The 23,976-nt window shown below is 52.5% G+C and carries 27 protein-coding genes; 1 reads left to right on the forward strand and 26 read right to left on the reverse strand.

The window, feature by feature from the left end:
* Nucleotides 1-83: 83 nt before the first annotated feature.
* From G5B47_RS13625 to G5B47_RS13645, 5 genes are all read right to left on the reverse strand, one after another.
* On the reverse strand, nucleotides 84-1,136 hold the full coding sequence (locus tag G5B47_RS13625) for an ABC transporter substrate-binding protein (protein WP_165098896.1): 1,053 nt from the start codon (nucleotides 1,134-1,136) through the stop codon (nucleotides 84-86).
* 216 nt (nucleotides 1,137-1,352) lie between these two features.
* Nucleotides 1,353-2,585 (reverse strand): response regulator, encoded by a 1,233-nt coding sequence (locus tag G5B47_RS13630; RefSeq protein ID WP_328804537.1) that lies wholly within the window; start codon nucleotides 2,583-2,585, stop codon nucleotides 1,353-1,355.
* 1 nt (nucleotide 2,586) lies between these two features.
* Nucleotides 2,587-4,389 carry a cache domain-containing sensor histidine kinase gene (locus G5B47_RS13635; protein WP_165098900.1) on the reverse strand — a complete coding sequence of 601 codons (1,803 nt, stop codon included), beginning with the start codon at nucleotides 4,387-4,389 and terminating at the stop codon, nucleotides 2,587-2,589.
* A 165-nt stretch (nucleotides 4,390-4,554) separates the two neighbouring features.
* Complete coding sequence (locus G5B47_RS13640; RefSeq protein WP_165098902.1) at nucleotides 4,555-4,740, reverse strand: hypothetical protein; 186 nt, start codon at nucleotides 4,738-4,740, stop codon at nucleotides 4,555-4,557.
* 210 nt (nucleotides 4,741-4,950) lie between these two features.
* Nucleotides 4,951-5,124: a hypothetical protein gene (locus tag G5B47_RS13645; RefSeq protein WP_165098904.1), complete on the reverse strand. Its 174-nt coding sequence runs from the start codon at nucleotides 5,122-5,124 to the stop codon at nucleotides 4,951-4,953.
* A gap of 203 nt (nucleotides 5,125-5,327) precedes the next feature.
* Between G5B47_RS13645 and G5B47_RS13650 the strand changes: the two genes are divergently transcribed.
* Nucleotides 5,328-6,065, forward strand: coding sequence for a spermidine synthase (locus G5B47_RS13650; RefSeq protein ID WP_165098906.1), 738 nt, complete (start codon nucleotides 5,328-5,330; stop codon nucleotides 6,063-6,065).
* A gap of 2 nt (nucleotides 6,066-6,067) precedes the next feature.
* On the opposite strand, the gene G5B47_RS13655 is transcribed toward G5B47_RS13650, so the two are convergent.
* From G5B47_RS13655 to G5B47_RS25610, 21 genes are all read right to left on the reverse strand, one after another.
* Nucleotides 6,068-6,826 (reverse strand): LamB/YcsF family protein, encoded by a 759-nt coding sequence (locus G5B47_RS13655; protein ID WP_165098908.1) that lies wholly within the window; start codon nucleotides 6,824-6,826, stop codon nucleotides 6,068-6,070.
* Nucleotides 6,819-7,874: a 5-oxoprolinase subunit C family protein gene (locus tag G5B47_RS13660; RefSeq protein WP_165098911.1), complete on the reverse strand. Its 1,056-nt coding sequence runs from the start codon at nucleotides 7,872-7,874 to the stop codon at nucleotides 6,819-6,821. The genes G5B47_RS13655 and G5B47_RS13660 overlap by 8 nt, the downstream gene beginning before the upstream one ends.
* Nucleotides 7,871-8,584, reverse strand: coding sequence for a 5-oxoprolinase subunit PxpB (gene pxpB / locus G5B47_RS13665; RefSeq protein ID WP_165098914.1), 714 nt, complete (start codon nucleotides 8,582-8,584; stop codon nucleotides 7,871-7,873). The genes G5B47_RS13660 and pxpB overlap by 4 nt, the downstream gene beginning before the upstream one ends.
* 149 nt (nucleotides 8,585-8,733) lie before the next feature.
* Complete coding sequence (locus G5B47_RS13670; protein ID WP_165098917.1) at nucleotides 8,734-8,934, reverse strand: hypothetical protein; 201 nt, start codon at nucleotides 8,932-8,934, stop codon at nucleotides 8,734-8,736.
* Nucleotides 8,934-10,331, reverse strand: a complete 1,398-nt coding sequence (locus tag G5B47_RS13675; RefSeq protein ID WP_165098920.1) for a sensor histidine kinase — start codon at nucleotides 10,329-10,331, stop codon at nucleotides 8,934-8,936. Before G5B47_RS13675 ends, G5B47_RS13670 begins: the two co-directional genes overlap by 1 nt.
* Nucleotides 10,328-11,035: a response regulator transcription factor gene (locus G5B47_RS13680; RefSeq protein WP_165098922.1), complete on the reverse strand. Its 708-nt coding sequence runs from the start codon at nucleotides 11,033-11,035 to the stop codon at nucleotides 10,328-10,330. Before G5B47_RS13680 ends, G5B47_RS13675 begins: the two co-directional genes overlap by 4 nt.
* A gap of 46 nt (nucleotides 11,036-11,081) precedes the next feature.
* Nucleotides 11,082-11,309 carry a hypothetical protein gene (locus tag G5B47_RS13685; protein WP_165098924.1) on the reverse strand — a complete coding sequence of 76 codons (228 nt, stop codon included), beginning with the start codon at nucleotides 11,307-11,309 and terminating at the stop codon, nucleotides 11,082-11,084.
* Between the two features lie 151 nt (nucleotides 11,310-11,460).
* Complete coding sequence (gndA, locus tag G5B47_RS13690) at nucleotides 11,461-12,861, reverse strand: NADP-dependent phosphogluconate dehydrogenase (protein WP_165098926.1); 1,401 nt, start codon at nucleotides 12,859-12,861, stop codon at nucleotides 11,461-11,463.
* Nucleotides 12,862-12,966: 105 nt separating this feature from the next.
* Nucleotides 12,967-13,944: a 2-hydroxyacid dehydrogenase gene (locus tag G5B47_RS13695; RefSeq protein WP_165098928.1), complete on the reverse strand. Its 978-nt coding sequence runs from the start codon at nucleotides 13,942-13,944 to the stop codon at nucleotides 12,967-12,969.
* Nucleotides 13,945-14,024: 80 nt separating this feature from the next.
* Nucleotides 14,025-14,786: a 2-dehydro-3-deoxy-D-gluconate 5-dehydrogenase KduD gene (gene kduD, locus G5B47_RS13700; protein ID WP_165098930.1), complete on the reverse strand. Its 762-nt coding sequence runs from the start codon at nucleotides 14,784-14,786 to the stop codon at nucleotides 14,025-14,027.
* A 79-nt stretch (nucleotides 14,787-14,865) separates the two neighbouring features.
* Nucleotides 14,866-16,152, reverse strand: coding sequence for an MFS transporter (locus tag G5B47_RS13705; RefSeq protein ID WP_165098932.1), 1,287 nt, complete (start codon nucleotides 16,150-16,152; stop codon nucleotides 14,866-14,868).
* Nucleotides 16,153-16,198: 46 nt separating this feature from the next.
* On the reverse strand, nucleotides 16,199-16,675 hold the full coding sequence (locus G5B47_RS13710) for a YhcH/YjgK/YiaL family protein (RefSeq protein ID WP_165098935.1): 477 nt from the start codon (nucleotides 16,673-16,675) through the stop codon (nucleotides 16,199-16,201).
* A 25-nt stretch (nucleotides 16,676-16,700) separates the two neighbouring features.
* Nucleotides 16,701-17,177 carry a YhcH/YjgK/YiaL family protein gene (locus G5B47_RS13715; RefSeq protein WP_165098937.1) on the reverse strand — a complete coding sequence of 159 codons (477 nt, stop codon included), beginning with the start codon at nucleotides 17,175-17,177 and terminating at the stop codon, nucleotides 16,701-16,703.
* A gap of 134 nt (nucleotides 17,178-17,311) precedes the next feature.
* Nucleotides 17,312-18,058, reverse strand: coding sequence for a 5-deoxy-glucuronate isomerase (locus G5B47_RS13720; protein WP_165098939.1), 747 nt, complete (start codon nucleotides 18,056-18,058; stop codon nucleotides 17,312-17,314).
* Between the two features lie 174 nt (nucleotides 18,059-18,232).
* Nucleotides 18,233-18,895 carry a GntR family transcriptional regulator gene (locus G5B47_RS13725; RefSeq protein WP_165098941.1) on the reverse strand — a complete coding sequence of 221 codons (663 nt, stop codon included), beginning with the start codon at nucleotides 18,893-18,895 and terminating at the stop codon, nucleotides 18,233-18,235.
* Nucleotides 18,896-19,056: 161 nt separating this feature from the next.
* The gene (locus G5B47_RS13730; RefSeq protein WP_165098943.1) at nucleotides 19,057-19,935 is read right to left on the reverse strand and encodes a DMT family transporter; all 879 of its coding nucleotides are present in this window, start codon (nucleotides 19,933-19,935) and stop codon (nucleotides 19,057-19,059) included.
* 100 nt (nucleotides 19,936-20,035) lie between these two features.
* On the reverse strand, nucleotides 20,036-20,545 hold the full coding sequence (locus tag G5B47_RS13735) for a hypothetical protein (RefSeq protein WP_165098945.1): 510 nt from the start codon (nucleotides 20,543-20,545) through the stop codon (nucleotides 20,036-20,038).
* 128 nt (nucleotides 20,546-20,673) lie between these two features.
* The gene (locus tag G5B47_RS13740; protein ID WP_165098948.1) at nucleotides 20,674-22,161 is read right to left on the reverse strand and encodes a glycoside hydrolase family 32 protein; all 1,488 of its coding nucleotides are present in this window, start codon (nucleotides 22,159-22,161) and stop codon (nucleotides 20,674-20,676) included.
* Between the two features lie 47 nt (nucleotides 22,162-22,208).
* On the reverse strand, nucleotides 22,209-23,081 hold the full coding sequence (locus tag G5B47_RS13745; protein WP_165098950.1) for a carbohydrate ABC transporter permease: 873 nt from the start codon (nucleotides 23,079-23,081) through the stop codon (nucleotides 22,209-22,211).
* A 5-nt stretch (nucleotides 23,082-23,086) separates the two neighbouring features.
* Complete coding sequence (locus G5B47_RS25605; RefSeq protein ID WP_235957166.1) at nucleotides 23,087-23,473, reverse strand: carbohydrate ABC transporter permease; 387 nt, start codon at nucleotides 23,471-23,473, stop codon at nucleotides 23,087-23,089.
* Nucleotides 23,421-23,975 carry a carbohydrate ABC transporter permease gene (locus tag G5B47_RS25610; RefSeq protein ID WP_235957167.1) on the reverse strand — a complete coding sequence of 185 codons (555 nt, stop codon included), beginning with the start codon at nucleotides 23,973-23,975 and terminating at the stop codon, nucleotides 23,421-23,423. The genes G5B47_RS25605 and G5B47_RS25610 overlap by 53 nt, the downstream gene beginning before the upstream one ends.
* Nucleotide 23,976 lies beyond the last annotated feature (1 nt).

Below are 23,976 nucleotides of genomic sequence, written 5' to 3' on the forward strand. Positions count from 1 at the left end.
CTCGCTTCCGGTAATGACGGGAACAGCGGCGGCAGCCGGTTCATGCTTCTCTGCCGCCGCTGTTCTCCTTGATGCGTGATGCGTTATTCCTGTCCAGTCGTGATTCGGGTGAACTTTTTAATAATGTCGTCTTTATTTGCCGCGGCCCAATCGAAGTTATAATCGACCAGCTTGATATCACCTGTCTGAGGCAGACCCTCTACAGGAGCTACATCGCTCCGTACAGAGCGGCGCTTGAATTCCTTTTGCACGATCTCCTGCGCGTCTTTGCTTACGAGGAAATCGACGAACTGTTTGGCCTGCTCCAGATTTTTGCTGTCTTTAATAATGGCTGCGCCGTCAGGTACGGCGGAGGTTCCTTCCGCCGGATAAATGATGCCGATTTGCGAGCCGCCTTCAATGTAACGAAGAGCCGCATCCTCAAGGGTAATGCCGAGCGCGAATTCTTTGTCCGGAACGGCACGCTGCACAAGGCTTGAACCGGAGAGGATTTTGCCGTCCATGTTCGCCACCAGCTTCTTCACGTAATCCCAGCCCTTGCCGTCTTCTTTGCCGAACGCCGTCAGCATCGTTACCAGCTGGGTATAGGAAGAGCCCGATTTGGACGGATCGGCAAAAGCGATGTTGCCTTTCCACTTCGGATCAAGCAGATCCTCCCAAGATTTCGGCAGCTCACTTTCAGACACCAGTTCTTTGTTGTAGGTGATGACCATTGGCAGCGCGTTGAATGGCGTCCAGTAGGAATTCTTATCTACGTAAGCCGGCAGCAGGTTGTCATATTCCTTAGTCTTATATGGCTGGAAGTATTCTTTATAGGATTCCAGGGAGTCGGCGCCGCCTGCCCAGAATACATCGCCTAGCGGATTGCCTGCTTCCGCCTGCACTCTTTTCAGCAGTTCCCCCGTTCCTCCAGAGATTAAGTCCACCGTAATTCCTGTCCGGTCTTGAAACTCTTTAATAATGGGGTTGTTGATTTCCGCCGCATTCGGGGAGTACACTGTCAATTTTCCGCCCCCGGCCTTGCCGCCGCTGTCAGAACCGGTAGTTGCAGCCGGATCCTCTTTAGCCCCGCATGCCGTGATCGTTAGTGTCATGAGTGCCATAGCGACGAGACCTTTAAGCCATCTTTTCTTCATTTCTTTCCAACCTCCGCTTGATGTCATGTTTTCTTTCATCGATTGAATCTATACCCACTATACTTAGCGGCCACTGTTCCCTCAATGGGACAAAATTTCGTAATTGTTTAAAAAAATGATCTCCAAAAACAGTAAAATCGCCCCCTTCCGGGGACGATCCCTTGATTTCACTGTTTTTATTATTAACATCTAACTAACGCACAATTGTCATATCATTCACATAAGTTCTCTTTCTTTACGGAATTCCGTCGGGGTCTTGCCCGTAGCCTTGCGGAATAATTGGCTGAAATAGCGCGAATCCTGATAACCGACGGCCAGCGATACTTCATATATCCGCGAATCGGGGGAACTTAGCAGCTCCATAGCCTTTTCCATTCTCACCTGTGTCACATAATCAATAAAGGTCGTTCCCGTAGCTTTACGAAACAGTCTGCTGAAATGGGCCTCACTTATGTGAAACTGGGCGGCGAGCTGCTGCAATGACAGATCTTCCGCATAGCGTGTCTGAATGAATGCCTCCACTTGTTTGAAATTGGCGGCATCTGTAGCTATAGGCTGCTCTCCCCAACACTCAATATCGCCAAACTCATACACTCCGCTCTTCTGCCCCGGACCCGGGCGCTTGAGATGGAGCGCGTCCGTCGCCTCGCGGTGAGCCTGCCCTACACTCTCAAGGCTTTGATGCGGCAGGCTTAGCCCAATAACGAGCGGGCTGTTCCCTGAAATCTCTTGAATCCGGCTCCAGAGCTGCTTACCATGATCTCCTGAATCAGCTCCGATCATTAGCGCCGCACGGTTCCCGCCCAGCGTCACAGGAGGACCTATGAGCATATCCCATAATCGGTCATGCAGTTCATCCTTGAGCTGTTCGTACCAGCAGGTATGATCCTCATACTGAATCAGTGCAATGCGGAACCCTTCTTCACACAGCCGCCGGTTATCGATGATCTCCGTTAACATCCTGGCGGATTTCGGATCGGAAATCCCCAATAATTGGTCATGAAGAAGCTTTTCCAGCACAAGGGTATACCCGGCAGACACCCATTCTCTAAGCTCCTGTTCGACCGTTTCATTGTCCCGGCTGGCCTTGATATCCCCGCAGACCTTCTCAAAGACCTCCACTAATTCATCCGGATTGGTCGGTTTCAATATATAATCGGCCGCTTTAAGCTTCACTGCCTGCTGTGCATATGTAAAGTCATCAAATCCCGTCAAAAATATAATCCGAAGCTTGGGATGAATCCGCTGCGCTTCTTCCGCAAGCTGCATTCCATCCATACTCGGCATCCGAATATCAGTCAGCAAAATATCCGGTTTATGCTCTTTGACCGCCTGCAGCGATTGCTCTCCGTTCGAAGCCTCGGCCACAATCTCGCATTCGAGAGCCTGCCAGTCAATCGTCTGCTTCAGTCCCTCCCTGATGAGCCACTCATCGTCTGTAATCAACACTTTATACAACCCGTTCAACCTCCTTCGGATCGGCGATGCAAGGAATCCGAATCGTCACCTTCGTTCCTGTGCCCGCTTCACTCTCCACCTCCAGCTGATATACCGTCCCAAAATGCAGCTCCAGCCGTTTCTTCAAATTGTGCAGGCCAATCCGCGTCTTTGCGGACGGTCCGCTATCTCCCTCCTGCTCCCACAGCTTCGCCAGCTTGTCCCCGGTCATCCCGACGCCATCGTCCTCGACGATGAACTGTACATACCGGTCTACGGCGCCTGCCCAAATCCGCAATGTTCCCTGGCCTTCCTTCATCTCAAGCCCGTGCCCCACCGCATTCTCCACCAGGGGCTGCAGCAGAAGCTTCGGCGTGTAAAGATCAAGAATGCCCTCGTCAATATCAAGCTCGATGTTAATTTTGTCGCGGTATCTAAGCTGGACAATCGTCAGATAATTGCTTATTTGCTTCATATCCTCACGGATCGGAATAACCGGATTGCCGCGCCGGATGCTAAACCGCAGCAGGTTGCCCAGCGATAAAGCCACTTTGCTAATCGCATCCATTCCGTGTATCCGCGCCATCCAGTTAATCGAATCGAGCGCATTATACAAAAAGTGCGGGGTGAACTGCGCCTGAATCGCCTTGATTTCCGCCTCCTGCACCTGAATCTGCTTCTCATAGCCTTCGCGGATTAACCGGTTGATCTGCCGGAGCATCGTATTAAAGCTGCGTCCCAGATGTCCGACCTCGTCGCCATATTTTGAAGGAAAGGTAACGTCCATCCGGCCCTTTTCTACCTCGTTCATCAACAAGCGGAGCTTGCGCAAGGGGCGCGTCATGTAATCGGACAGCAAATAAGCAATGCAATAGCTGATAAGTATGCATGAGATAACGATAAATATCGTCAAATTACGGATACTGTGACTTTCCTTCGTCAATACGCCGATCGGGACGACACTCACCATTTTGAAGCCGGAGGAATCGGAGGAGTCGTATATAATCATTTTGTCAGACCCTTCGTCCACTGTGGAAAAATAGCCCTTGGTGCCGCTCAGCACTTCAGCCATATAGCTTTTATTCAGGCGCGTTCCGACCTGCTGCTTGGAAGGGCTGCTGGAGATGACATATCCGTTCGCATCCAGCAAATACACCTCGCCGCCGGGATACTGGTGAGCCTTCTGATACTTGTCCGCCAGCGCGGACTCCTTGATATCCACGATGAAATAGCCGAGCGTCTCCCCGGTTTTTATCGATTTCAGCAGCCTTCCCGAGCTTAACACAGCTCCGTAATCCTCGATTTTCTTCAGGGAGTAATGGGTATCCCAGGCAGGGCCGCCGCCCGCGATTCTTGTTTTGCGGAATAATCCCCAGTTCGGCTGGTAGTCCCGGTAAGCGGGCGGCAAGAAATCGCCTGTAAAATATCGTTCTCCGTTCACGCCGATCACATACAGCTCGATGTCCCAGGATTTAAAGCCGAGAAAGCTCTTCAAAATGCCGTTCACCGTCTGCTCGTCCTCATACTTCTCAGCCACGCTCCGGGATGACGGTTTGGACAATATCTCCTGTATATCTTCGTTGCTGTAAATGTACATCGACAATTGCTCAATATCCTGGACAAAGTCGGTCAAGCTGTGATTGACCTGAGACAGGTTCTCCAAAATAATTTCATACGCTTTGATCTGAATTTCCGTGGAAGCCTTGCGGTAAGAGAACATCCCGAGCAATCCGAGGGGCAAAACGGTGATGATCAGCAGCAGAAGCATTAATTTTGTCCTTAACCCCATAGAATGGAACCGATTGATAAGGCTCATGCTGTCCGACTTCCTCTCCGCCTGCAGAATTTGTCGATAAATATATCACAATCCGCGAAGAGACGACAACCGGAATTCCAAAATCGCACAAGCTGGAGCCGATAGCAAAAAAAGCATAACCCTAAAGGTTATGCCCGAATCTACGGCCTGCTGTCACTGCAATCGTTATTTGGGATACTGCTCTTTAATCGCCGGCGATTGGAGCGGGCCATCTTGCAGTTTTCGAAGGGTCTCCAGCTTCATATCGCTGCGGACCCCGAAATAAGGACCGTACTTTTTCTCAAGAGCGGCTCCGTGAGGTGCGTCCTGACGATTCTGCCGGTAACGGGCGTTTCGATTCCGATCACGCATTTGCATTTTCCTCCCTAAAGGTAAAATGGGTTTCAGATCAAGAAAGTGCGCCGCTTAAGCAACAGATTTGTAAAGCCGGTATGTACTTCCAGTATACAAGATGTGCGGGCAAAAAAAATAGGCTGTCCCAAAGGAAAGCCCATTTTTCTTAAAATATAAGAAATTATAAGCTGAGCGCTTATCATTTTGTCTTATACTTTTCTTGAATTTTTATTTTTTCGGCACAGGGTCGGGATGGGCGGTTGGAGCCGGTTTGGCTTCCCACTCGTCCGCTTCGGGTTCGATATCTACCCCGTTTTCCATCTTCTTGATCTCGGCGAGCGAGTCTCCAGCTTTATTTTCCCGATTGCGGATTTCCGCTTCGTTTTGGATTTGATCGGCCATGCTTATCTCCTCCTTCTTAAGGTTTTACTTATTTGCCACATAGTTATAGTTACCCGATGATGTCTTTTACAAACATGCTAATTGTTCTCTGGAGCTGGACATTCCTGTTATGCAGCCTGGAAACCGGCACCCGTAAGGCACTTTGATTCACGGCCGTTATCCCTTATCATAAATAGAAAAAGAACGGCAAGGGGACGGGAAGATTGGAGCTGCTATATAAGACGCGCGGAGACGGGCATGATATTAAGGTATTCGATACGGATGAATGGTACGGTGAGAGAGGGCGCTTCCGGCTGCTGCAATTTTCGGAGGAAGCGGTTCAGGGAGCGATGGACCTTAATCGCCCGGAGCGGATCATGTTCGAGTATCCGAGAGCGATCCTTCATTTGATGGAGTGGAACAACCCGGCGTTCGAGGACGTATTCATCATCGGGCATGGGGTCGGCACGATTTCCGGTCACTTATCCGGCAAAAAAATTATCACCGCGGAGATCGGCCCGGAGATCGCGGAAATCAGCAGAACGTATTTCGGATACAGCGGGGATTCGGTGAGGATCGGCGATGGTCGCCGCACGCTTGAACTAGAGCAGGAGGGGGCTTTCGATTATATCGTTCTGGACGCATTCAGCGACAAGGGCACGCCCGGACATTTGATCTCGCAGGAGTTCTTCCGCCTCGTCCGGACGAAGCTGGATCCCGAAGGGATGATGCTGATGAACCTGACAGGAAAAGGCGGGAATGACCGGCTGATCCAGGCAGTTCACACAACACTTACTTCGGTATTCCCACATACGGAAGCATTCATTCTCCCTGAAAAAGGCGCCTCCAGCCTGAAAAATATGATTCTCGCCGGCAGCGGCAGGCCGATCGGCTTCAAAGCCCGCCATCTGGCGGGTTTTACCGGGACGGCACTCCCTCCGGGGCATATCCTGACGGACTAAAGCTACCGCTTCGCCTTCACGGTAATGCCTTCCGCTTTCAGCCGGCGGCGCAGCTCTGCGGCAAAAGCGGCCGCGCCCGCACCATCGCCGTGGATGCAGACGGTATCCGCTTCAAGTGGGACTTCTGCTCCGTCCAAAGACAGGACCGTCCCTTCCTTGACCATGCGGATCACCTGGCGGACCGATTGCTCCATGTTCGAAATGACGGCTCCCGGCTGTCGGCGCGGCGTCAGCGACCCGTCCCGCTGATACGTCCGGTCGGCGAATACTTCGCTTGCCGTGGCGAGTCCCGCCTCGCGGCCGGCGGCGAGCAGCTCGCTTCCCGACAGGCCGTACAGCACCAGAGATGGATCGAACCGGTAGACGGCGGCGGCGATGGCACAGGCAAGCGGACGCGAGGCCGCGGCCATATTATACAGAGCGCCGTGCGGCTTCACGTGATGAAGCCGGCCACCCTCCTGCCGGACGAAGGCGTCCAAGGCTCCGATCTGGTACGTCACGAGATCGAACGCCTCTTCGGGAGAAATGTCCATATTCCTTCTCCCGAAGCCCACAAGATCCGGCAGGCCCGGATGCGCTCCGACGCTCACGCCAGCGGCGATTGCGGCCCGAACCGCCTTGCGCATGACACCGGGATCGCCGGCATGGAACCCGCAGGCGATATTCGCCGATGTGACGGCCGCAAGCAATGCTTCGTCGGCGCCAATGGTATACGCGCCAAAGCTCTCTCCCATATCGCAATTCAAATCTACCTCAAGCATGATAACCCTCCTTCAGCTTCAGCCGGATCATCATTTCCAGCCGTTTCAGCTTGCGTTCTTCGCGCAGGTACAGGGATTCCGCGTCCTCCGGCGTGACCTCCCGAAACGCGACATGTCCTCCCGGCACGGTCTGGGCCAATACCGGAAGGTCCGCGCTGATGACCTGCGCGATCTTCGGATAGCCGCCCAGTGTCTGCCGGTCGGCCATCAGCACAATCGGCTGGCCGTCAGCCGGAATCTGAACCGTTCCGACCGCCACGGCCTCCGACAAATATTCGCGCGGCGATTCCAGCTTAAGGGACGGGCCGGATAAGCGGTAGCCCATTCGGTCCGATTGGGGCGTCACAAGGAAAGCGGATTCCAGAAAAGCCCGGCGGCTGGCTTGGGTGAAGTCGTCCCACTGACGGCCGCGGATCACCCGGATCACCGGCTTCCGGCTGTAAGCCGGAAGCAGCGACCAGGGAATGGCCCAGTGGACCGCATAGAAGGAGCCCTGTTTCCCCGCCGCCCCTGAAATCGTCGACGTCTTGCTCTGCCTGCTCTCCAGCGAAGCCGGAACTGGATATGGGTCCCGCAGCGAAGCAGAGCCTACGACCAGCTCATCCCCCGCTTTCAGCGGCCTCCCGCCAAATCCGCCGATTCCTGCGCGCAGGTAGGTACTGCGACTGCTCATGACCTCGGGGACATCCAGTCCGCCGGAGACCGCCACATACGCCTGGCAGCCGGAGACCGGCCGCTTGAGCACAAGGCTGCTGCCTTTTCGAACGAATACGGGACGCCACATTGGCACCGGGCTGCCGTCGATAACGGGAGCCATATCGCCCCCCGTTACCGCAATCCAGTGATCCTGCCGGAACTCGGCGGCGAAGCCCGAGAGCGTGATCTCCAGCGCCGCCGCGCCGCCATTGTTCCCTACAAGCCAATTCGCCGTGCGATGGGCAAACCGGTCCATGGCTCCGGAGGCGATCACGCCGTATTTTCCATAGCCCGTTCTGCCAAGATCCTGGACCGTCGTTAGCGGGCCCGGTTTATGTGTATAGATGCTCATGGTTCCATCCCCCGCAACTTCCGGTATTCTTCCTCACCGATCGGACGAAACCGGATATAGTCTCCTGCCTGAAGCAGGGTCGGCGGCGACTTCTCCGGCCGAAAGAGCGCGAGCGGCGTTCTGCCGATAATCTGCCAGCCTCCGGGCGTCTCGATGGGATAAATGCCGGTTTGGGCGCCCGCAATTCCGACCGAACCGGCGGGAACGCTGAGTCTTGGCGTCTGTTTGCGCGGGGCCGCAATGCGATCCGGCATGCCTCCGAGATAAGGGAACCCCGGCGCAAAGCCGATGGCATACACAAGATATGAGGCGCTGGAATGAATTGAAACGACTTCCTCCCCGGTTAACCCGTTCAGCTCCGCCACAATCCCAAGGTCGGGACCGAATTCGCCGCCGTAGCAGACCGGAATGTCGATGACCTGCGCGCTTTGGACCTCCTTGTCCTCACCGACCGTCTTCTCCATCTCCCGCAGGAGGGAACAAACATACTCATACGCCGTCATTTTTCGCTTTGGAAGGCGAAGCCCCATCGGATCATAATAGACGCACAACGTAGTGAATGCCGGAACACATTCGATAAAGCCGGGGAACGGACGGCCTTCAATCCGGCGCACAATGGCTCTTATTTCCTGGTGAAGCTTCTCGTCAACGCCGGAGCCGAATTCAATCAGCACCGCCGAATCCCCCAGACGGTAAAAAGACCAGGCCATCGCCGGGTCCTCCTTTCTATTGATTAAACGGCCGCTTGGACGGAACGCCGGCTGACGAAATAACCAGCGAACCACCGCGGACCGGCTGCATTTTCTTTTTTATAAGAATAAGCGATCGGCATGCCGGGGTAAACCTTTTTCCGCCCGTTTCACCGCTTCTTCCTGAACGATGACCAGCCGAGAAGCAGCAGCAGAACGACTGCCAGCATCCCGATGCAGGCAAATACGCGCGTCATGCGTTCCCCAAAATGCATCAGAGGCATGCTGCGGAACGAGAACGCCGATACGCTCATGCACATTATGCCCATACCGATCAGAAGAACCGCGACCAGCCATTCGAATTTCTTCATTAACGTTCCTCCCGCCGCAGCGCAAAATGAAGCTCGAAACAGGTTCCTTCCCCCACCTTGCTGGTGACCGTGATGGTTCCGCCGAGCAGTCCCGTCAGCTTGTGAACGATAGACAGCCCAAGGCCTGTGCCGCCATGGCTGCGGGATCTGGATTTCTCCACCCGGTAAAACCGCTCGAATATATAAGGGAGCTCGTCTTCGGGGATTCCGATTCCCGTATCCTGTACGGCCAGCTTAACCGCACCCGGCTCAAATGACAACCGGAGGCGGACCGATCCCTGCTCGGTGTACCGGATTGCATTTTCCAGCAGATTCAGCACAACTTGCTCCATCCGGGCGCCGTCCGTATACATAGGTACCGGCTTACCTTCTACCGTATATTGTAGCTCCAGGTTTTTGTCCCCGGCTTTCAGCTTCGTCTTCTCGACCGCCTGCCCCGCAAGCTCCGCCAAATCGACCCATTCCGGCGCTAGGCTGATCTTGCCTTCCTCCATTTTGGCCAGCTCGAACAGATCATCCACAAGATGCTGAATGCGACGCGCTTCCATGTAGATGATGTCAAGATACCGGTCCTTTTCCTCTTCCGTCTCGTACAGGCGTTCTTTGACCACGTTCGCATACCCCTCAAGGTAGGTAATCGGCGTCCGAAGCTCATGTGAGATATTGGCAAAAAACTCCTGCCGGGAATCCCGGTAACGCTGCAGATCGACCGCCAAATCGTTAATCGCTCCGGCGAGCGCGCCGATTTCATCCCTGTTCCCGATATCCACCCTCGTCTCCAGCTCTCCGGCGGCTATCTTCCGGGTAGCCCTCTGCATCTGCAGAAGAGGCCTGGACAGAAACTGGGCGATAATCCAGGTGCTTCCCAAAGCGAGCAGGAACGCGCCGATGCCGGAGAGTATCAGCAGCTTCCGTACTCCCGCCAGCGACTCGTCCATCCTTTCGGTTGAAGCCACGATATACAGGGCGGAGACGACCTGCCCATCCTTCATGATCGGTTCGACCGAAACGAAATGGCGCGTGCCAGCCGGATCTTTATAGAGATAGCTTACCTTTTCCCCAGAAAAAATCGCATTCAGGTCCGAACTCCGGATAAAAGACATGCACCCGTGGCCCTCGACGCCCGAGTGCATCATCACGTTGCCTTCCCGGCTCACATTATAAATGCCGACGCCCGAAAATTCGGCGAACGTTCCCATCATGCCCATCGTATCATTCTCCGAAGACTCGGCCATAACGGTAAAATGGGAAGCCAAGTCCTCCGTTTCCGTCCGCATATTGGCATAATAAAAGCTGGTGAACATCCGGTCGACAGCCACGCCCAGAAACAGCAGCACGACGAGAAAGAGGCCGGAAATGATCAGGCCGAGCTTCAGTCCGATTCGATTATTCTTCATTGGACTCCACCGGGCACCTGAAATTTATAGCCCACTCCCCAGACAGTCTGAACCGGATTGTAGCCGAGACCGGCTTTTTGCAGCTTTTCGCGGATATTCTTGATATGGGTATCCACAACCCGGGTTTCGCCCTCGAAGTCCAGTCCCCACAGCCGTTCCACCAACTCATCCCGGCTGAAGGCGCGCTGCAGGTTGCCGGACAGGACGGCCAGCAGATCGAATTCCTTCGGTGTCAGCTCAACACTGCTGTCCATAACGGACACCTCGCGGGCATCCGGACGGATGACCAGCCCGGGGAACTCCAGCACCCGTTCCTTCGGAGCCGCATACTGCGCCAGATTCGCCCGGCGGATAAGCGAGTGTATCCGGGCCACCAATTCCTCAGGCTCGAACGGCTTGGTCAGGTAATCATCCGCCCCGATCTCCAGCCCCCGGATCTTGTCCTTCGTCTCCGAACGGGCGGTCAGCATGAGAATCGGCACGCTGCTCTTGTCCCTGACAGCCTGGCATACCTGCCAGCCATCCATATCGGGCATCATCACGTCCAGCAGCATGATATCGAACGGCTCGCTGCCGATAAGCGAAAGCGCCTCCCGTCCCGTCGAGGCTTCGCTTACCCGAAAGCCTTCCTTCATCAAATAAATACGCAGCAGATTTCGCATATTCCATTCATCGTCTACAACAAGCGCACGGAGCCGCGCCATGATCGTCACCTTCTTTTTCCCGGTTGCCTACGCCGCAATTGTTATGCTATTCCGCTTTTTGGTAGGATTTTAAAGTATCAAGCTCCCGCTTCAATTGCTCATTCTGCGCTTTCAGCTCATCCAGCTCCAGCCGAATGCCGGAATCCGCTGAGGAAACGCCGTGCGAATGAGAACTCTTTTTGCCATGTCCGTGTCCGTGCGATCCTTTCATCCCGAGCATCATTACCACCATCATCAGCGGACAGATCAGCGTCAACAGCGAAGACCAATTCATCCATCATCTCTCCCGTCATTATTATAATATGAAAAAGAATAAATTCATTATAAAACGAGGTTATGTGGAAAATGTGTTGACCGCGCTGACCCATAGACCGCAGAAAAAAAGCCGTCCCCGGTAGGGATGACTTTACTTAATCATAATTATTTTACCATTCGGTATGGAAAATGCCTTCTTTATCTGTTCTCTCATACGTATGCGCACCAAAGTAATCCCGCTGGGCCTGAAGCAGATTTGCCGGCAGCCGCTCCGTCCGGTAGCTGTCAAAATAGGAGATGGCGCTGGCGAAAGCCGGAACCGAAATTCCCCGCCCGACGGCAGCCATTACCGTATCCCGCCAATCCTGCTGGTACCGGCCGATAATATGCTGAAAATAATCATCCAATAGCAGATTGGTTAAATCAGGATTATGGTCATAAGCCTGCTTGATTTTATTCAGGAACTGCGCCCGGATAATGCAGCCGCCCCGGAATATAATGGCAATACTGCCAAGGTCCAGATTCCAGTTATATTCCTTCGACGCTTTCGCAAGCAGGCTGAAGCCCTGGGCATAAGCGCAGATTTTGCTGACGTATAGAGCTCTTCGAATCGACTCGATGAAACCGGCGGGGATTTCAGATTCTCTCAGAGCCGGATCGTTGAAAGCTTTGCTCGCTGTGACGCGTTCTTCTTTCAAAGCGGACAGATAACGCTCGAACACCGCGGCCGTAATGGTCGGGACAGGGGTTCCTATATCCAGCGCATTCTGGCTGGTCCATTTGCCCGTTCCCTTCTGCCCGGCGGAATCGAGAATCACATCCACCAGATATTGTCCTGTGTCCGGGTCCGTCTTCCCGAAGATATCTGCCGTAATCTCAATCAGGTAGCTGTTCAGCTCTCCTTCATTCCACTCGGTGAACGCCTGCCGGATGTCGGCCGGAGACAGACCCAGCAGCCGCAGCATCAGCACATAAGCTTCTCCTATTAATTGCATGTCGGCATATTCAATCCCGTTGTGAACCATTTTGACAAAATGTCCGGCCCCGTCGCCGCCTGTGTACGTGCAGCAGGGTTCGCCCTCGACCTTCGCCGAGATGTCGTTCAGTATAGGCGCAATCAGCTGGTAGGCTTCATAATTGCCGCCGGGCATAATGGACGGTCCCTTAAGCGCGCCTTCTTCTCCGCCGGATATCCCTGTGCCGACAAAATAAATGCCCCGCTCTTCCAGCTCGCGGCTTCTGCGGATCGTGTCCTTGTAAAAGGAGTTGCCGCCGTCAACCAGCACATCCCCGGGTTCCAGATAAGGCAGCAGCTGAGCGATCGCCTCGTCCACGGGCTGCCCGGCCTTTACCATCAGCAGAATTTTTCGGGGCCGCTCCAGCGTCTCCGCCAAATCCTGCATGGTATAAGCGCCCTTGATGTCCTTCTCCCCAGCCTCTGCCAGCAGAAGATCTGTCTTCCCCTTCGACCTGTTGTATACAGCCACGGAATAACCGTGCCCGGCTATATTCAGGGCAAGATTCTTGCCCATGACGGCCAATCCGACAACTCCTACCTGCTGCTTGCTCATTCGATCTCCAGCCCCCTGTTTATTAGTATCGAACTCGGACATAACGGAAGTCTTTCCGGAGCGGCTGCCCCGGAAAGACTTCGTCAATGCAAGGCGAGTGCCTGCTTAGGCCTTCACGCCAACTTCCGGATTAACGCAGGTGACCGGCGCCCCGCCGTCAAGCACCGCAAAGATGTTCCGGGCGCACAGCTCGCCCATGGCTACCCTGGCTTCGGTCGTGGAGCTGCCCACATGGGGGGCCAGTACCACATTCGGCAGCTCAGCCAGTCCCGGCGCAAGCTCCGGCTCGGACTCGAACACGTCGAGGCCCGCTCCGGCAATGACGCCGCCTTGAAGCGCGGCCACCAGCGCCTGCTCGTCGATGATGGGTCCCCGCGAATCGTTGATCAGGATAGCGCTCGTCTTCATGAGACTCAGTTCTTCCGCTCCGATCAGATGGCGGGTGGAAGGCAGCAGCGGCACATGAACGGATACGAAATCCGATTCGCTCAGCAGCGTATTCTTATCCGTGAATATTCCACCCGTCTCGGCCTCAAAATCAGGATTCGGCCGCTGATCGTTGTACAGTATCCGCATATTGAAGCCCTGGGCGCGCTTCGCCACGGCCTTGCCGATCCGGCCTCCGCCGAGTATGCCAATCGTCTTTCCACTGACCTGGGCGCCGATCAGATTCATGGGGCCCCAGTTCTTCTTGCCGGCCCGCACATACGAATCGCATTCGACCACCCGGCGCGCGGCGGACAGCAGCAGGGCAAAGGCAAAATCCGCCGTCGCATCCGTCAGAACATCCGGCGTGTTGCTGACATAAATGCCGTGTTTTGACGCGGCTTCGACATCAATATTGTTGTAGCCGACGCCGTAGTTGGCAAAGATTTTGCAGCTCGAAGCAAGCGCGCTGGCCACTTCCTCATTGACTCCTACTGACACGGTCAGAACAGCGTCGAAGCCCCGGGCATTTTCAATCAGCTCTTTCGGGCTCAGGCTCCGCTCCTCAGGATTCATCACCACTTCACATTGTTCGCGCAGCAGAGCCAGAATATCCTCCCCCAGCGGATATGTAACATAGACACGGGCTTTGGACATGAATGATCCACTCCTTTTAGTTTATTAAAATTTTTAAGTATTATTGCAAAATATCAACTGCATGACAGAATATCCGCAGGCTATCTTGCCATCCAGCCTCCATCCACACAGATGATCTGTCCGTGAATATACTTCGCGGCTTCGGAAGCGAGAAAGACGGCCGTCCCGCCCATATCCTCCGGCGAACCCCAGCGTTTCGACGGAATCCGGTCCATGATCTGCCCGCTGCGGACCGAATCATTAATCAGGGCCGTATTCATATCCGTCGCCATATACCCGGGCGCAATGGCATTGACATTCACTCCCCGCGAGGACCATTCATTGGCCAATGCCTTGGTCAGCTGGGCGACCCCTCCCTTCGCCGCAGCATAGGCGGGAACCGTCAAGCCGCCGGAGAAAGACAGCAGAGAGGCGATATTGATGATTTTGCCGGAGCCTCTTTCCAGCATCCGTTTCCCGAACGCCTGGCAGAGCATGAACACCGAGCGAAGCTGGACCTGCATCACCAGATCCCAGTCTTCGATTGGAAATTGCTCCGCCGGATGGCGGCGCTGTATCCCCGCGTTGTTGACCAGAATGTCCACCGGACCGAACTGCTCCTCAATCGCCGCGGCGAGCTCTTCCCCCGTCTTCAATTCCGCCAGATCGCAGGAGACCGCATAACAGCGGCGGCCCAGCGCTTCCGTCAAAGCCGCGGTTTCCGGGCTCTCCCCGCTGCGCTGAACGGATACGATATCCGCTCCGGCCTTGGCAAGCGCAACCGCCATGCCTTGTCCAAGTCCCCTGTTGCCTCCGGTAACGACCGCCAGTTTGCCTTCCAGTGAAAAATCAGATAAATCCATCGTATGATTCCTCCATCTCCTATATTTTACGGCGGCATGAGCCTGCTACGGCTTAAGCCGCCGCTTTCTCTATTGTGAATTAGGCCGCTTTCTCGTTCGCTATGCTTTGAACCGTCTTCGGCAGCGTGGCGGTAATAAGCGCGGATACGGCCAGCAGACCTACAAGGCTGTATACCCCTACATTATAATTGAATGCTTGAATGAGAAAACCGACGATATAGGGCCCAAAGAATCCGCCCAGGTTCCCGAGAGCGTTGATGGCTCCCCGGGCTCCGCCAGCGACTTCTTTGCTGAACAAACGCGGAGGGATCGCCCAGAACACCACCCCGGCGGCTTTAACGAAGAATCCGGCGCCAATAAGAAAGATGTATGAGAACCAAACATTTCCTTTAATCGTTACAGACAACAGCAGGCACAGCGCGAATCCCAGCAGCGGAATAATGACAAATTCCCTTCTCCGTCCGGTCCGGTCGGACAGGTTGGAGAACAGCAGCATCCCAGCAATACAAGCGACCCACGGCAAGCTGGACAACAGTCCCACCATCCCCATTCCGCTATGGGTCAATTTCTTGAGCAGCGTCGGCAGCCACATGGAGAATCCGTAATCGCCAGATTGGTAGCAGAAGTTCAGAGCAATGAGCTTCCACATGGATTTATTGGGCAGCAGATCCTTGATCGATGCCTGCTTCACCTGATTTTCCTGCTCGATCGCCAGCTGCTCTTCTTCCAGCTTGCCGACAATGTAATCTTTCTCTTCCTTGCTGATCCATTTGGCCTGCTGCGGGCGGTCGCTGACCATGAGCAGCCAGGGGATAAGCACGACCAGCGACACAATCCCTTCAATAATGAACATTTCGCGCCAGCCGGACAAAGAAATGATGAATCCCGAGATAGGGCCGGTGATGATCGCCGCGATCGGCGCAAACATCAGCACAATGGCGTTGGCCCGGCCTCTTTCCTCATTAGGGAACCAGTTGCTGCACATCGTCAGGACAACCGGCAGCATTCCGCCCTCTGCCACACCGAGACAGAACCGAAGCACAAGCAGCTGAGTCGTGCTCGTTGCCAAGCCGCTCAATATGGAAACAACCGCCCAAAAGGGAATCACCCAGGCTATGAACTTTTTGCCGCTCCTCTTGGCAGCGATTTGTCCGCCGGGAATTTGCAGGAACAAATAGCCAAAGAAGAATATTCCCGCCGCGAAGCCGGCCATACCGGCCGTCATGCCAAGTTCCTTATCCATGCCGCCAGATATGGCAAAGCTCACGTTCACACGGTCCATAAATGAAATAATGCACACAATCAATAGCGGAGGCAAAATCCGTTTCCAACGGCTGTTCGGTATGGTCTGAGTTTCGCTTTTCATCTCACTGACACCCCTTGTTATAGGAAGTTTTCAAGCGAATTAACGATTACAAAATGGCTTCATTGATCTTAATGACTACTCTGCGAATTTCCGCCCTGCCGCCGTGCTCCCAAATCGGCCGGTGAACATCCTCGGGGAAAAAGATCGCATAATCCCCCGGCTCCAGTACCAGCTCCACCTCCCTGTCAACCTCGGCGTAAAAAATCGCATCCTTGGTCTCCAGCAGCGTCTCCGTCACCGTGTTCTTGCCTAAATCCACCGCAAACCCGATTCGCTCTTTCCCCTCTACCGAATAGTGCAGTTCTACATATTTGCGGTGCACTTCCGGTCTGGCCTCTTCCTTTTCCCGGGTGGTGACATCGAAGACCTGGACAAAAAAATCATCGCCTTCAATCGGATAAATGCCTGTTTCCATATGCGCAAATTCATGCTGATGCTCCTGCAAGTACCGGATGGCCCGGACTACAGGCTCCGTATACTTTTTCTCGATGGCCTCTCCGGTTTCAATGTTGGAAAAAATCATGTCCTCTAACGCCTCCCCAGATTAGTTACAAGGCTTCAGTGCTTACCTTGACGATCACTTTGCGCAGATGTGCCTGACTTTCGTTCTGACAGCCCGGACGATGGACATCCTCGGGAAAGAAGACAGCGAACTGCCCCGGCTGCATCAGAAGCTCCATTTCATTCTGGGCCTGCTTGTAAAAAATAATGTCCTTCTCCGCCGCCAAATCCTCATCTACAGCATTGTTTCCCGTGTCCGCCGCAAACCCGATCCGTTCGTTGCCTTCCACGGAAAATTGCACATCGATATACTTGCGGTGAACCTCCGGCCGGGTGTCCTCCTTCTTCTTGGTCTCCAGACTGACGACCTGAGCATAGATCTGCTGCCCCTCAATGGGATACACACCGGCGTCCATGGACAGAAATTGCTCCCGGTTGTCCTTTAAATACTGAAGAGCTCTTGCAATGGCCGGCGGATACTGCCGCTTTGTTTGTTCCAAGGTTTCAATACTACCGAAATACATGGCTGACCCTCCCCGTCTTCTTCCCCGGCTTAATGTATACTCAATGCACCGGTTTGGAATCGATTAATGATTACGCTTTCAACTCTTTGCTGTTGGATTAAGTGCTGCACAGCACACGCTTAATCCAATGACGGTTACCTGTAAAAAGGGTGATCTTCGGACGAAGCCCGGCGATCCTCTTCTCTACCCTTGGCTCCCAGAAAAAAGACATATTTCATTCGGGCGCCCGGCGACGCCACCGTGGGATGATATCCGTTCGGAATGATGACCGCATCGCCCGAACGGACAATCTCCGCCTGCTCGGTTCCATCCATCAGCATTCCCACATGAATGCCAAAGCCGTTAGCGGGAATATCGAAATAGAAGTAGATTTCCTCCAGCGTGTCGGAATGGTGATGGGGCGGCCAACTGGTCCAGGCACCGTCCTGTCCTGAGGTAATGCCTGTAACGATACGGCTCGCCCGGTCGGAACGGGTCAGCAGGTTCGTAATCTCGCGGGTATAATTGTATCTCCCGTGGATTTCCTTCTCCCGGTATGCGGCGCCGTAATCCGCATAAATAAATTCCGCGTCGCTCCACGCTTCCGCCGTTGCCATAACGAGCCTGGAAGGTTCTGTCCCGCCTTCAATCCTGACCGTCTGGCCTCGCGGGATATAAAGCCCGTCTCCTGGCAGCAATATGTAGTCGCTATTTGCGGACTGAGCCCGCTGCTTGCCTTCGATGCAGACCAGGCTTGCTTCGCTACCTTCGAGTTCAATGATTTGCGCCTCGCCCGGGGGCAGGTTCAGCACGAACAGCTCCAGAACCTCAAGTCGGCTGTTCCCGGGTCCTACAACCCGGTGCAGTCCCGGCGTGCTTGGCGCGGTAAATTTCAGCTCCATCTTCTCCTCCTTACAAAGGCTTTGGACTGTCTGACTACTGCCTACAACCGAATTTTAAAATGAAAGCGCATAATTGTCAACAAGTATTTCTGTCGACAACTTGAGACAAAGAAAAATCCCCCTCACCAATCGGCTCAGGGGAAGCGGCTAACCTGCCTCAGAAATCGGTTTTCATCAGAATTCTTTTTTATCGATCCAGCTGTTGTAGTGAAAGTGATTGCGCAGTGCGGCCAGAATCTCCTCGTTGTTACCACCCTTCAAGGCGGCCACAATCTGGCGGTGCTTGCCCACCACCTGACGTTTGTATTCGAACTCTCCCTTGTCAAACTGGCGGCGCGTTCCCACAACCAGAATGGCCCGGCACAGCTTGTCTATGTTCGCCCAGAACAGCTTGATGAACTTGTGGTCGATGACCTCGAACGGCTTCGTGTGGAACGCGATATCCTGGGCCGCGAACTCATCGGCATCCTTGTGGCCCAGCGCCAGCTCCATTCTGTCGACGGAAGTCTCCATGAAACGGATCACGGAATCCCGCGCCTCGGGCGGAATGTGGCTGAGCGCAAAAGATTCCAGCATGTAGCGGACATTGTAGAATTCGTTGACCTCTTTTTCCGTCAGAACCCTAATGACAGCTCCCTGCTTCGTAATATCCATCAGACCTTCGTATTCGAGATTGCGGAACGCTTCGCGCACCGGAGCGCGGCTTAATCCATATTCGCTTGCTATCGCGGTTTCCGTCAGCTTCAGCCCGTTCTCCAACCCGCCGCCGACGATCTTCATCCGCAAAATATCGGTCAGCTGCTCTCCCAACCCTATGTTAAGCTTCGGATCGATCATCAGATTAACTCCTTAAAATACATGTCGACATACAGGTTCAGTTTATCACAACGAGCGAGGTAAGCGCTACATAAACTGAACTTTTGTTCTAAAATAAGGATTGTCGCGGACTGCGAGAAATGCTTGGAGTTCCGGTCGCTGTTGTTTTCGGATTTTCTGGATTAGGACCGCTCTTTGCCTTTTTTCCCGGTTATGTATACCCCTGCAAACACAAGCAGTCCGCCGAGCACCTGCGCAAGCGTCACCGGATTGCCGAGCAGCATGCTGAGAATGGCCGTGAATACCGTAATCAGATTCAGATAGATCCCCGCCCGGCTGGCCCCGATCTCGCGGATCGACGCGTTCCAGAAAATAAACGATCCGACGGATGGAAAAATGCCGATATACAGAATGCCCAAGGTTGCCCGGTGGCTCAGCGGCAGATTCATGCCCGATGCGAGAAAAAACGGAAGGATCAGAATGAGCCCCAGCAGCGCGGATACCGCCGTCGCCGAGATGGGAGGCACCCCTCCCATTTTCCGTCCAAAGATCGAATACAGCGTCCAGACGAGAATCGCAGCCAGCATCAGCAAATCGCCAATATTATACTTGGTCTGAAAAATCAGCTGCAGCTGCCCCTTGGTCAGTACCAGCAATACGCCCAGCAGCGACACCAGCAGTCCTGCACCCTTGGCAAGCGTTATTCGCTCCCGGAGAAAAAAGGAAGAGAACAGCACGATCAGCGCCGGATTCATCGCATTGACCAGCGCGGCGTTCATCGAGGTCGTGAATCTCAGCGCTTCATACAGCAGGAAGTTATAGCCGACCACGCCCAATAAGGCCATAACCAGCAATATCCTCCACTTGGCCCAAACACTCCTCCACTTGGGGCGTTCCACGAGATGCGCGATCGGAAACAGCAGAAACACGGCGATCAGCCACCGCGAGAACGTCATCTGCACCGGCGTCATCTCCGCCACTACATATTTGCCGAACACATAATTCCCCGCCCAGAACAAATTAGCCAAAATTAAAAAAAGATAAGTACGGTACTTGCCCATGGTCCTTGCTCTCCTCTTTCATTCTTATGAAAATGCAAATACATTCTTTTCATTATAATACACATGGGCAAGTGGGGCAGCGACGGAGGACATTTATTTCTTACTTATATAGGGCCTTGATACTTTTTTCTAACTTATCTGCTTGGTTTATAAAATATTTCATATTACCACTAACTTGTATATTCATTCCCAAACCTGCATTACGCAGATTTTCTCGCAGCTCTTCAAAAATCTCTTTATCCTCTTCTGTTAAATCACTGAAACGATAAAGTTCATCCTTTGGATATTGATTTAGCTTATTATACAAGTGGTTAAGAATTTCCTTATCACTACTTGAAAGGGTTCCTAATTTTTCACCAGTAGTAATACCAAGCCAAATTCCGTTTAATACATCTCCCAATTCAGTCGTTACCAAGTTGGGTGTTGACCAATTATCCTCACTTTGATTTGCAATTACACCTTCCAATTCAACCAAATTTTGCTGTACCTCTCTATGGAGAATCTGCTCATTTACAAAATTCATCTTTATATATCCCCAAGCTATAACTGCGATAAGCAACATGTTCAAACCTATTGAAATTGGTAATAACAACTTTCTTTTTTCACTCAATTTTCTCCCCTCCTACCATGATTATTTTATCGTAAAAGCCCACAATCCTTATTAATGTATTCTGCCCGTTATGTGAACAAAGGCAGCCGATCATACTGACCGGCTGCCTACGTGTCCTTATTCAGCTATTAAAGATTCCAAATATCAAGGGATACCAGTTCCGCCTTACCGCCGGAGCTGAATAGCTTAAGCTTTACATGATCCGGATCGGGAAAAATGTTATTAGTCATGGTCAAGCGCCCGTCATCCGCAAATACTTCGACCACACAAGTATCTACAAAGATGTGCAGCTTCAAAGTATCCCTCCCTTTAAGGTCCAGTTGGCATGTCCTGACTCCCTCGCTCCATCCATCCGAGCGGCTTCGATCGAACGAAAGCTCCCCTGATTGCAGGGAATAAGTCAGGGCCGTCTCTTGCCCCCCATCGTCCGAGCACCTCAGCTTTATACCGATCACATCCGCTTGGCAGTCTAACAAGTCAAACTCTGCGCATATTTCCAGGCAAACTCCTTGAATGGACTGGACTTCCAGTATGGTTTCATCTTCAAAGACAGTACGTTCAAGATGGAAATATTCCTTTCGCAGCGACTTTAATTCCTCGGCCGGAGCAAATTTCAAATATCCCTGTTCGCCCAGCTCGACTGTTCTGGGGCAGGACATGGCACCGCACCAGTTATGGAGGCCGGGAGGACCGAAGCTTTTAAACCAAGGCATCCACTCCCATGCATTGAGCCATCCTATGATCAGCCTTCTTCCTTCCCCATCCAGAAAGGACTGCGGGGCATAATATTCAAATCCATAATCTATGGCTTCGTATTTATCCCAAATAAATGTGCACGTTCCATAGTCAAAATCACCGATCAAATAAACCGTTTGTCTGTTTCCATTTCCCATAGGAGAGAACATGAGCACATACCGATCGCCAAGCTGAAAAAAGTCAGGACATTCCCACATCGTACCCATCGTACCGTCACTCTCAGCCAATACGCACACATATTCCCACGAATATAAATCGTTCGAGTAGTACAATAAGGCTCTGCCTTTGCCGTCTTTACCGGATCCGACAACCATATACCACTTATCCCCGTGCCTCCATACCTTCGGGTCTCTGAAATCTGAAGAGCTTCCTTCGGGAGGAGCCGAGATCACGGGATTGCCTACGTATTTGCTAAAGGTAATCCCGTCACTGCTTGTCGCCATGCACTGTGTTTGGATGACACGTCCCTCTTTGATAATCGTTCCGGTATAAATAAGGGCCAATATACCGTCCTTTTCCACGGCGCTGCCGGAGAAGCACCCGCCTCTTTCGTCCAAATCATAGCTGTCGCTTGGCGCCAGTGCGATCGGAAGGTGCTCCCAATGAATGAGGTCCTTGCTTTTCGCATGTCCCCAATGCATGGCTCCCCATCCGGAAGAATAGGGATGATGCTGATAAAACATATGGTATTCACCGCGAAAATAAATAAGTCCGTTCGGATCATTCATCCAGTAGGCCTGAGGCATGAAATGGTATTTCAACCGCATCGGGTCCTTTAATGCGTGAGCTTTCATTGCGGCCACGGATTTGTCGGCTTTTGCCAGCATGAACTTATGATAAGTGTTGTGGTCGTAGCTCATCTCTATTGCCTCCATTAACTCCTGAGCGGGAGCTCGATTTAGTCAGCTCATTCTTTAACGGCACCCATGGTCATTTCGCGAACGATATAATTTTGCATGAAGAAGGAGAGCAGCATGACAGGTAAGCTGAACAGGGTTGCCGCTGCCGTCATAGGACCGAGGTCCAAATTGTAAGCGGTTAAAAATTCCGAGATGCCTACAGGAACCGTTTTGGCTGAAGTGCTCGTAAATAGCAACCCGAATAAAAAATCATTCCAGGACAGCATAAAACTGAAAATGCCTGTAGTCGCGAGTCCCGGTAATGAAATCGGCAGAATAATGCGGATAAAAGCACCCAGCATCCCGCATCCGTCTACACGTGCAGATTCATCCAGCTCTTTAGGCAAGCTATCGAAAAAACCAAGCATCATCCATATGACAAATGGGATATTGATGCTTGTATAAATCAAGATAAGCGCTAATTTGGTGTCCATTAAACCAATTTCGCCAATAATACGGTACAAGGGAATCGCTACGCTTATAAGCGGAATCATCCGAACTCCTAGCGTAAAGACAAGGAATAAATTGCCGATTTTGGATGAAAATCTGGTTAATCCGTAAGACGCCATGGCTCCCAGAAATACGCTCAACAGGGTTCCAAAAGCAGCGGTTATGAAGCTATTGCCGAAATAAGTAGCGATTGATAATTGACGAAACATGGCAAGGTAGTTATCCAAGGTATACCGGGATGGGAAAAAGGCAGGATTGGATGATATGACTTCACTTGGCGTCTTGAATGAACTAAACAGCAAGTAAAGATAAGGAAATAAAGACAGGCATAAGAAGCCGCAGGCCACAATAAAAAAAAGAAGGTGACGCAGTCTATGCTTCCGTACAAAAGTGCTTGTGAAATATTGCTGTTTGACAGAGACTTCAATCATACTGATTATCCCCTTCCTGCCCGGGCCGGTTTCTTGGCTGGACTCCAGAAATATTTCATAAAGAAAGAACAAATTCCTAATAGAATGAGCATGAAGATGATCGCCATGGCGCTGGAATACCCCTCCTGATTGTACCTGGCAATCGCTTTATAAATGAAGGTGCTCACTAAAGAGGATGCGTTGTTCGGGCCTCCTTGAGTCATAACCCAAATAATATCGAAGGATCTTGCCGCATCAATCATTCGGACGACTACAGCTACAAGAATCACAGGTTTTAAGCTCGGCAGCGTAATTTGCCAAAAGCTCTGGGCCTTGCTGGCCCCATCAATACGTGCGGCTTCATACAAGGTTTCCGGAATGCCCTGAATACCAGCTAATAATACCAGCATCATAAAAGGAGTGGTAAGCCAAATATCTGCGATCATACAAGAGCGCATATTTGCTGTCGGATAGCCAAAGGATGCTTTGAGGGGTTGACAATAATCCCATCTGGTACAAAAAACGGTTCAGAATGCCGAATTGATCATTCAACATAAATTTCCAAATCAATCCGGCTACCAAAGGGGATATCATTAACGGGCTTAATAGGAGGGTACGAATAAGGTTGCTACCCTTGAATCCGGTGCTTAACAAGAGGGCAAGAATCATACCCAACAGCAGTTCAATGCTTACGGCTCCCACAACAAATTGGGCGGTGTTAAACAGGGACTGCCTGAAGGTTTGCGAGGTTATCGCATTGCTGTAATGCTCCAGACCGACAAAGCCATAAGGCTCTTCATTTTCCAGAAAACTATTTCTTACCAGCAGAAACAGCGGATACACAAAGAACAGGATCATAAAAACCGCAGCCGGTAAGAAAAATAGAAAGGATATTCTCCGATCCTTACTGGTCATT

This window comes from Paenibacillus apii (assembly GCF_011043685.1).
GTDB lineage: Bacteria > Bacillota > Bacilli > Paenibacillales > Paenibacillaceae > Paenibacillus_AQ > Paenibacillus_AQ sabinae.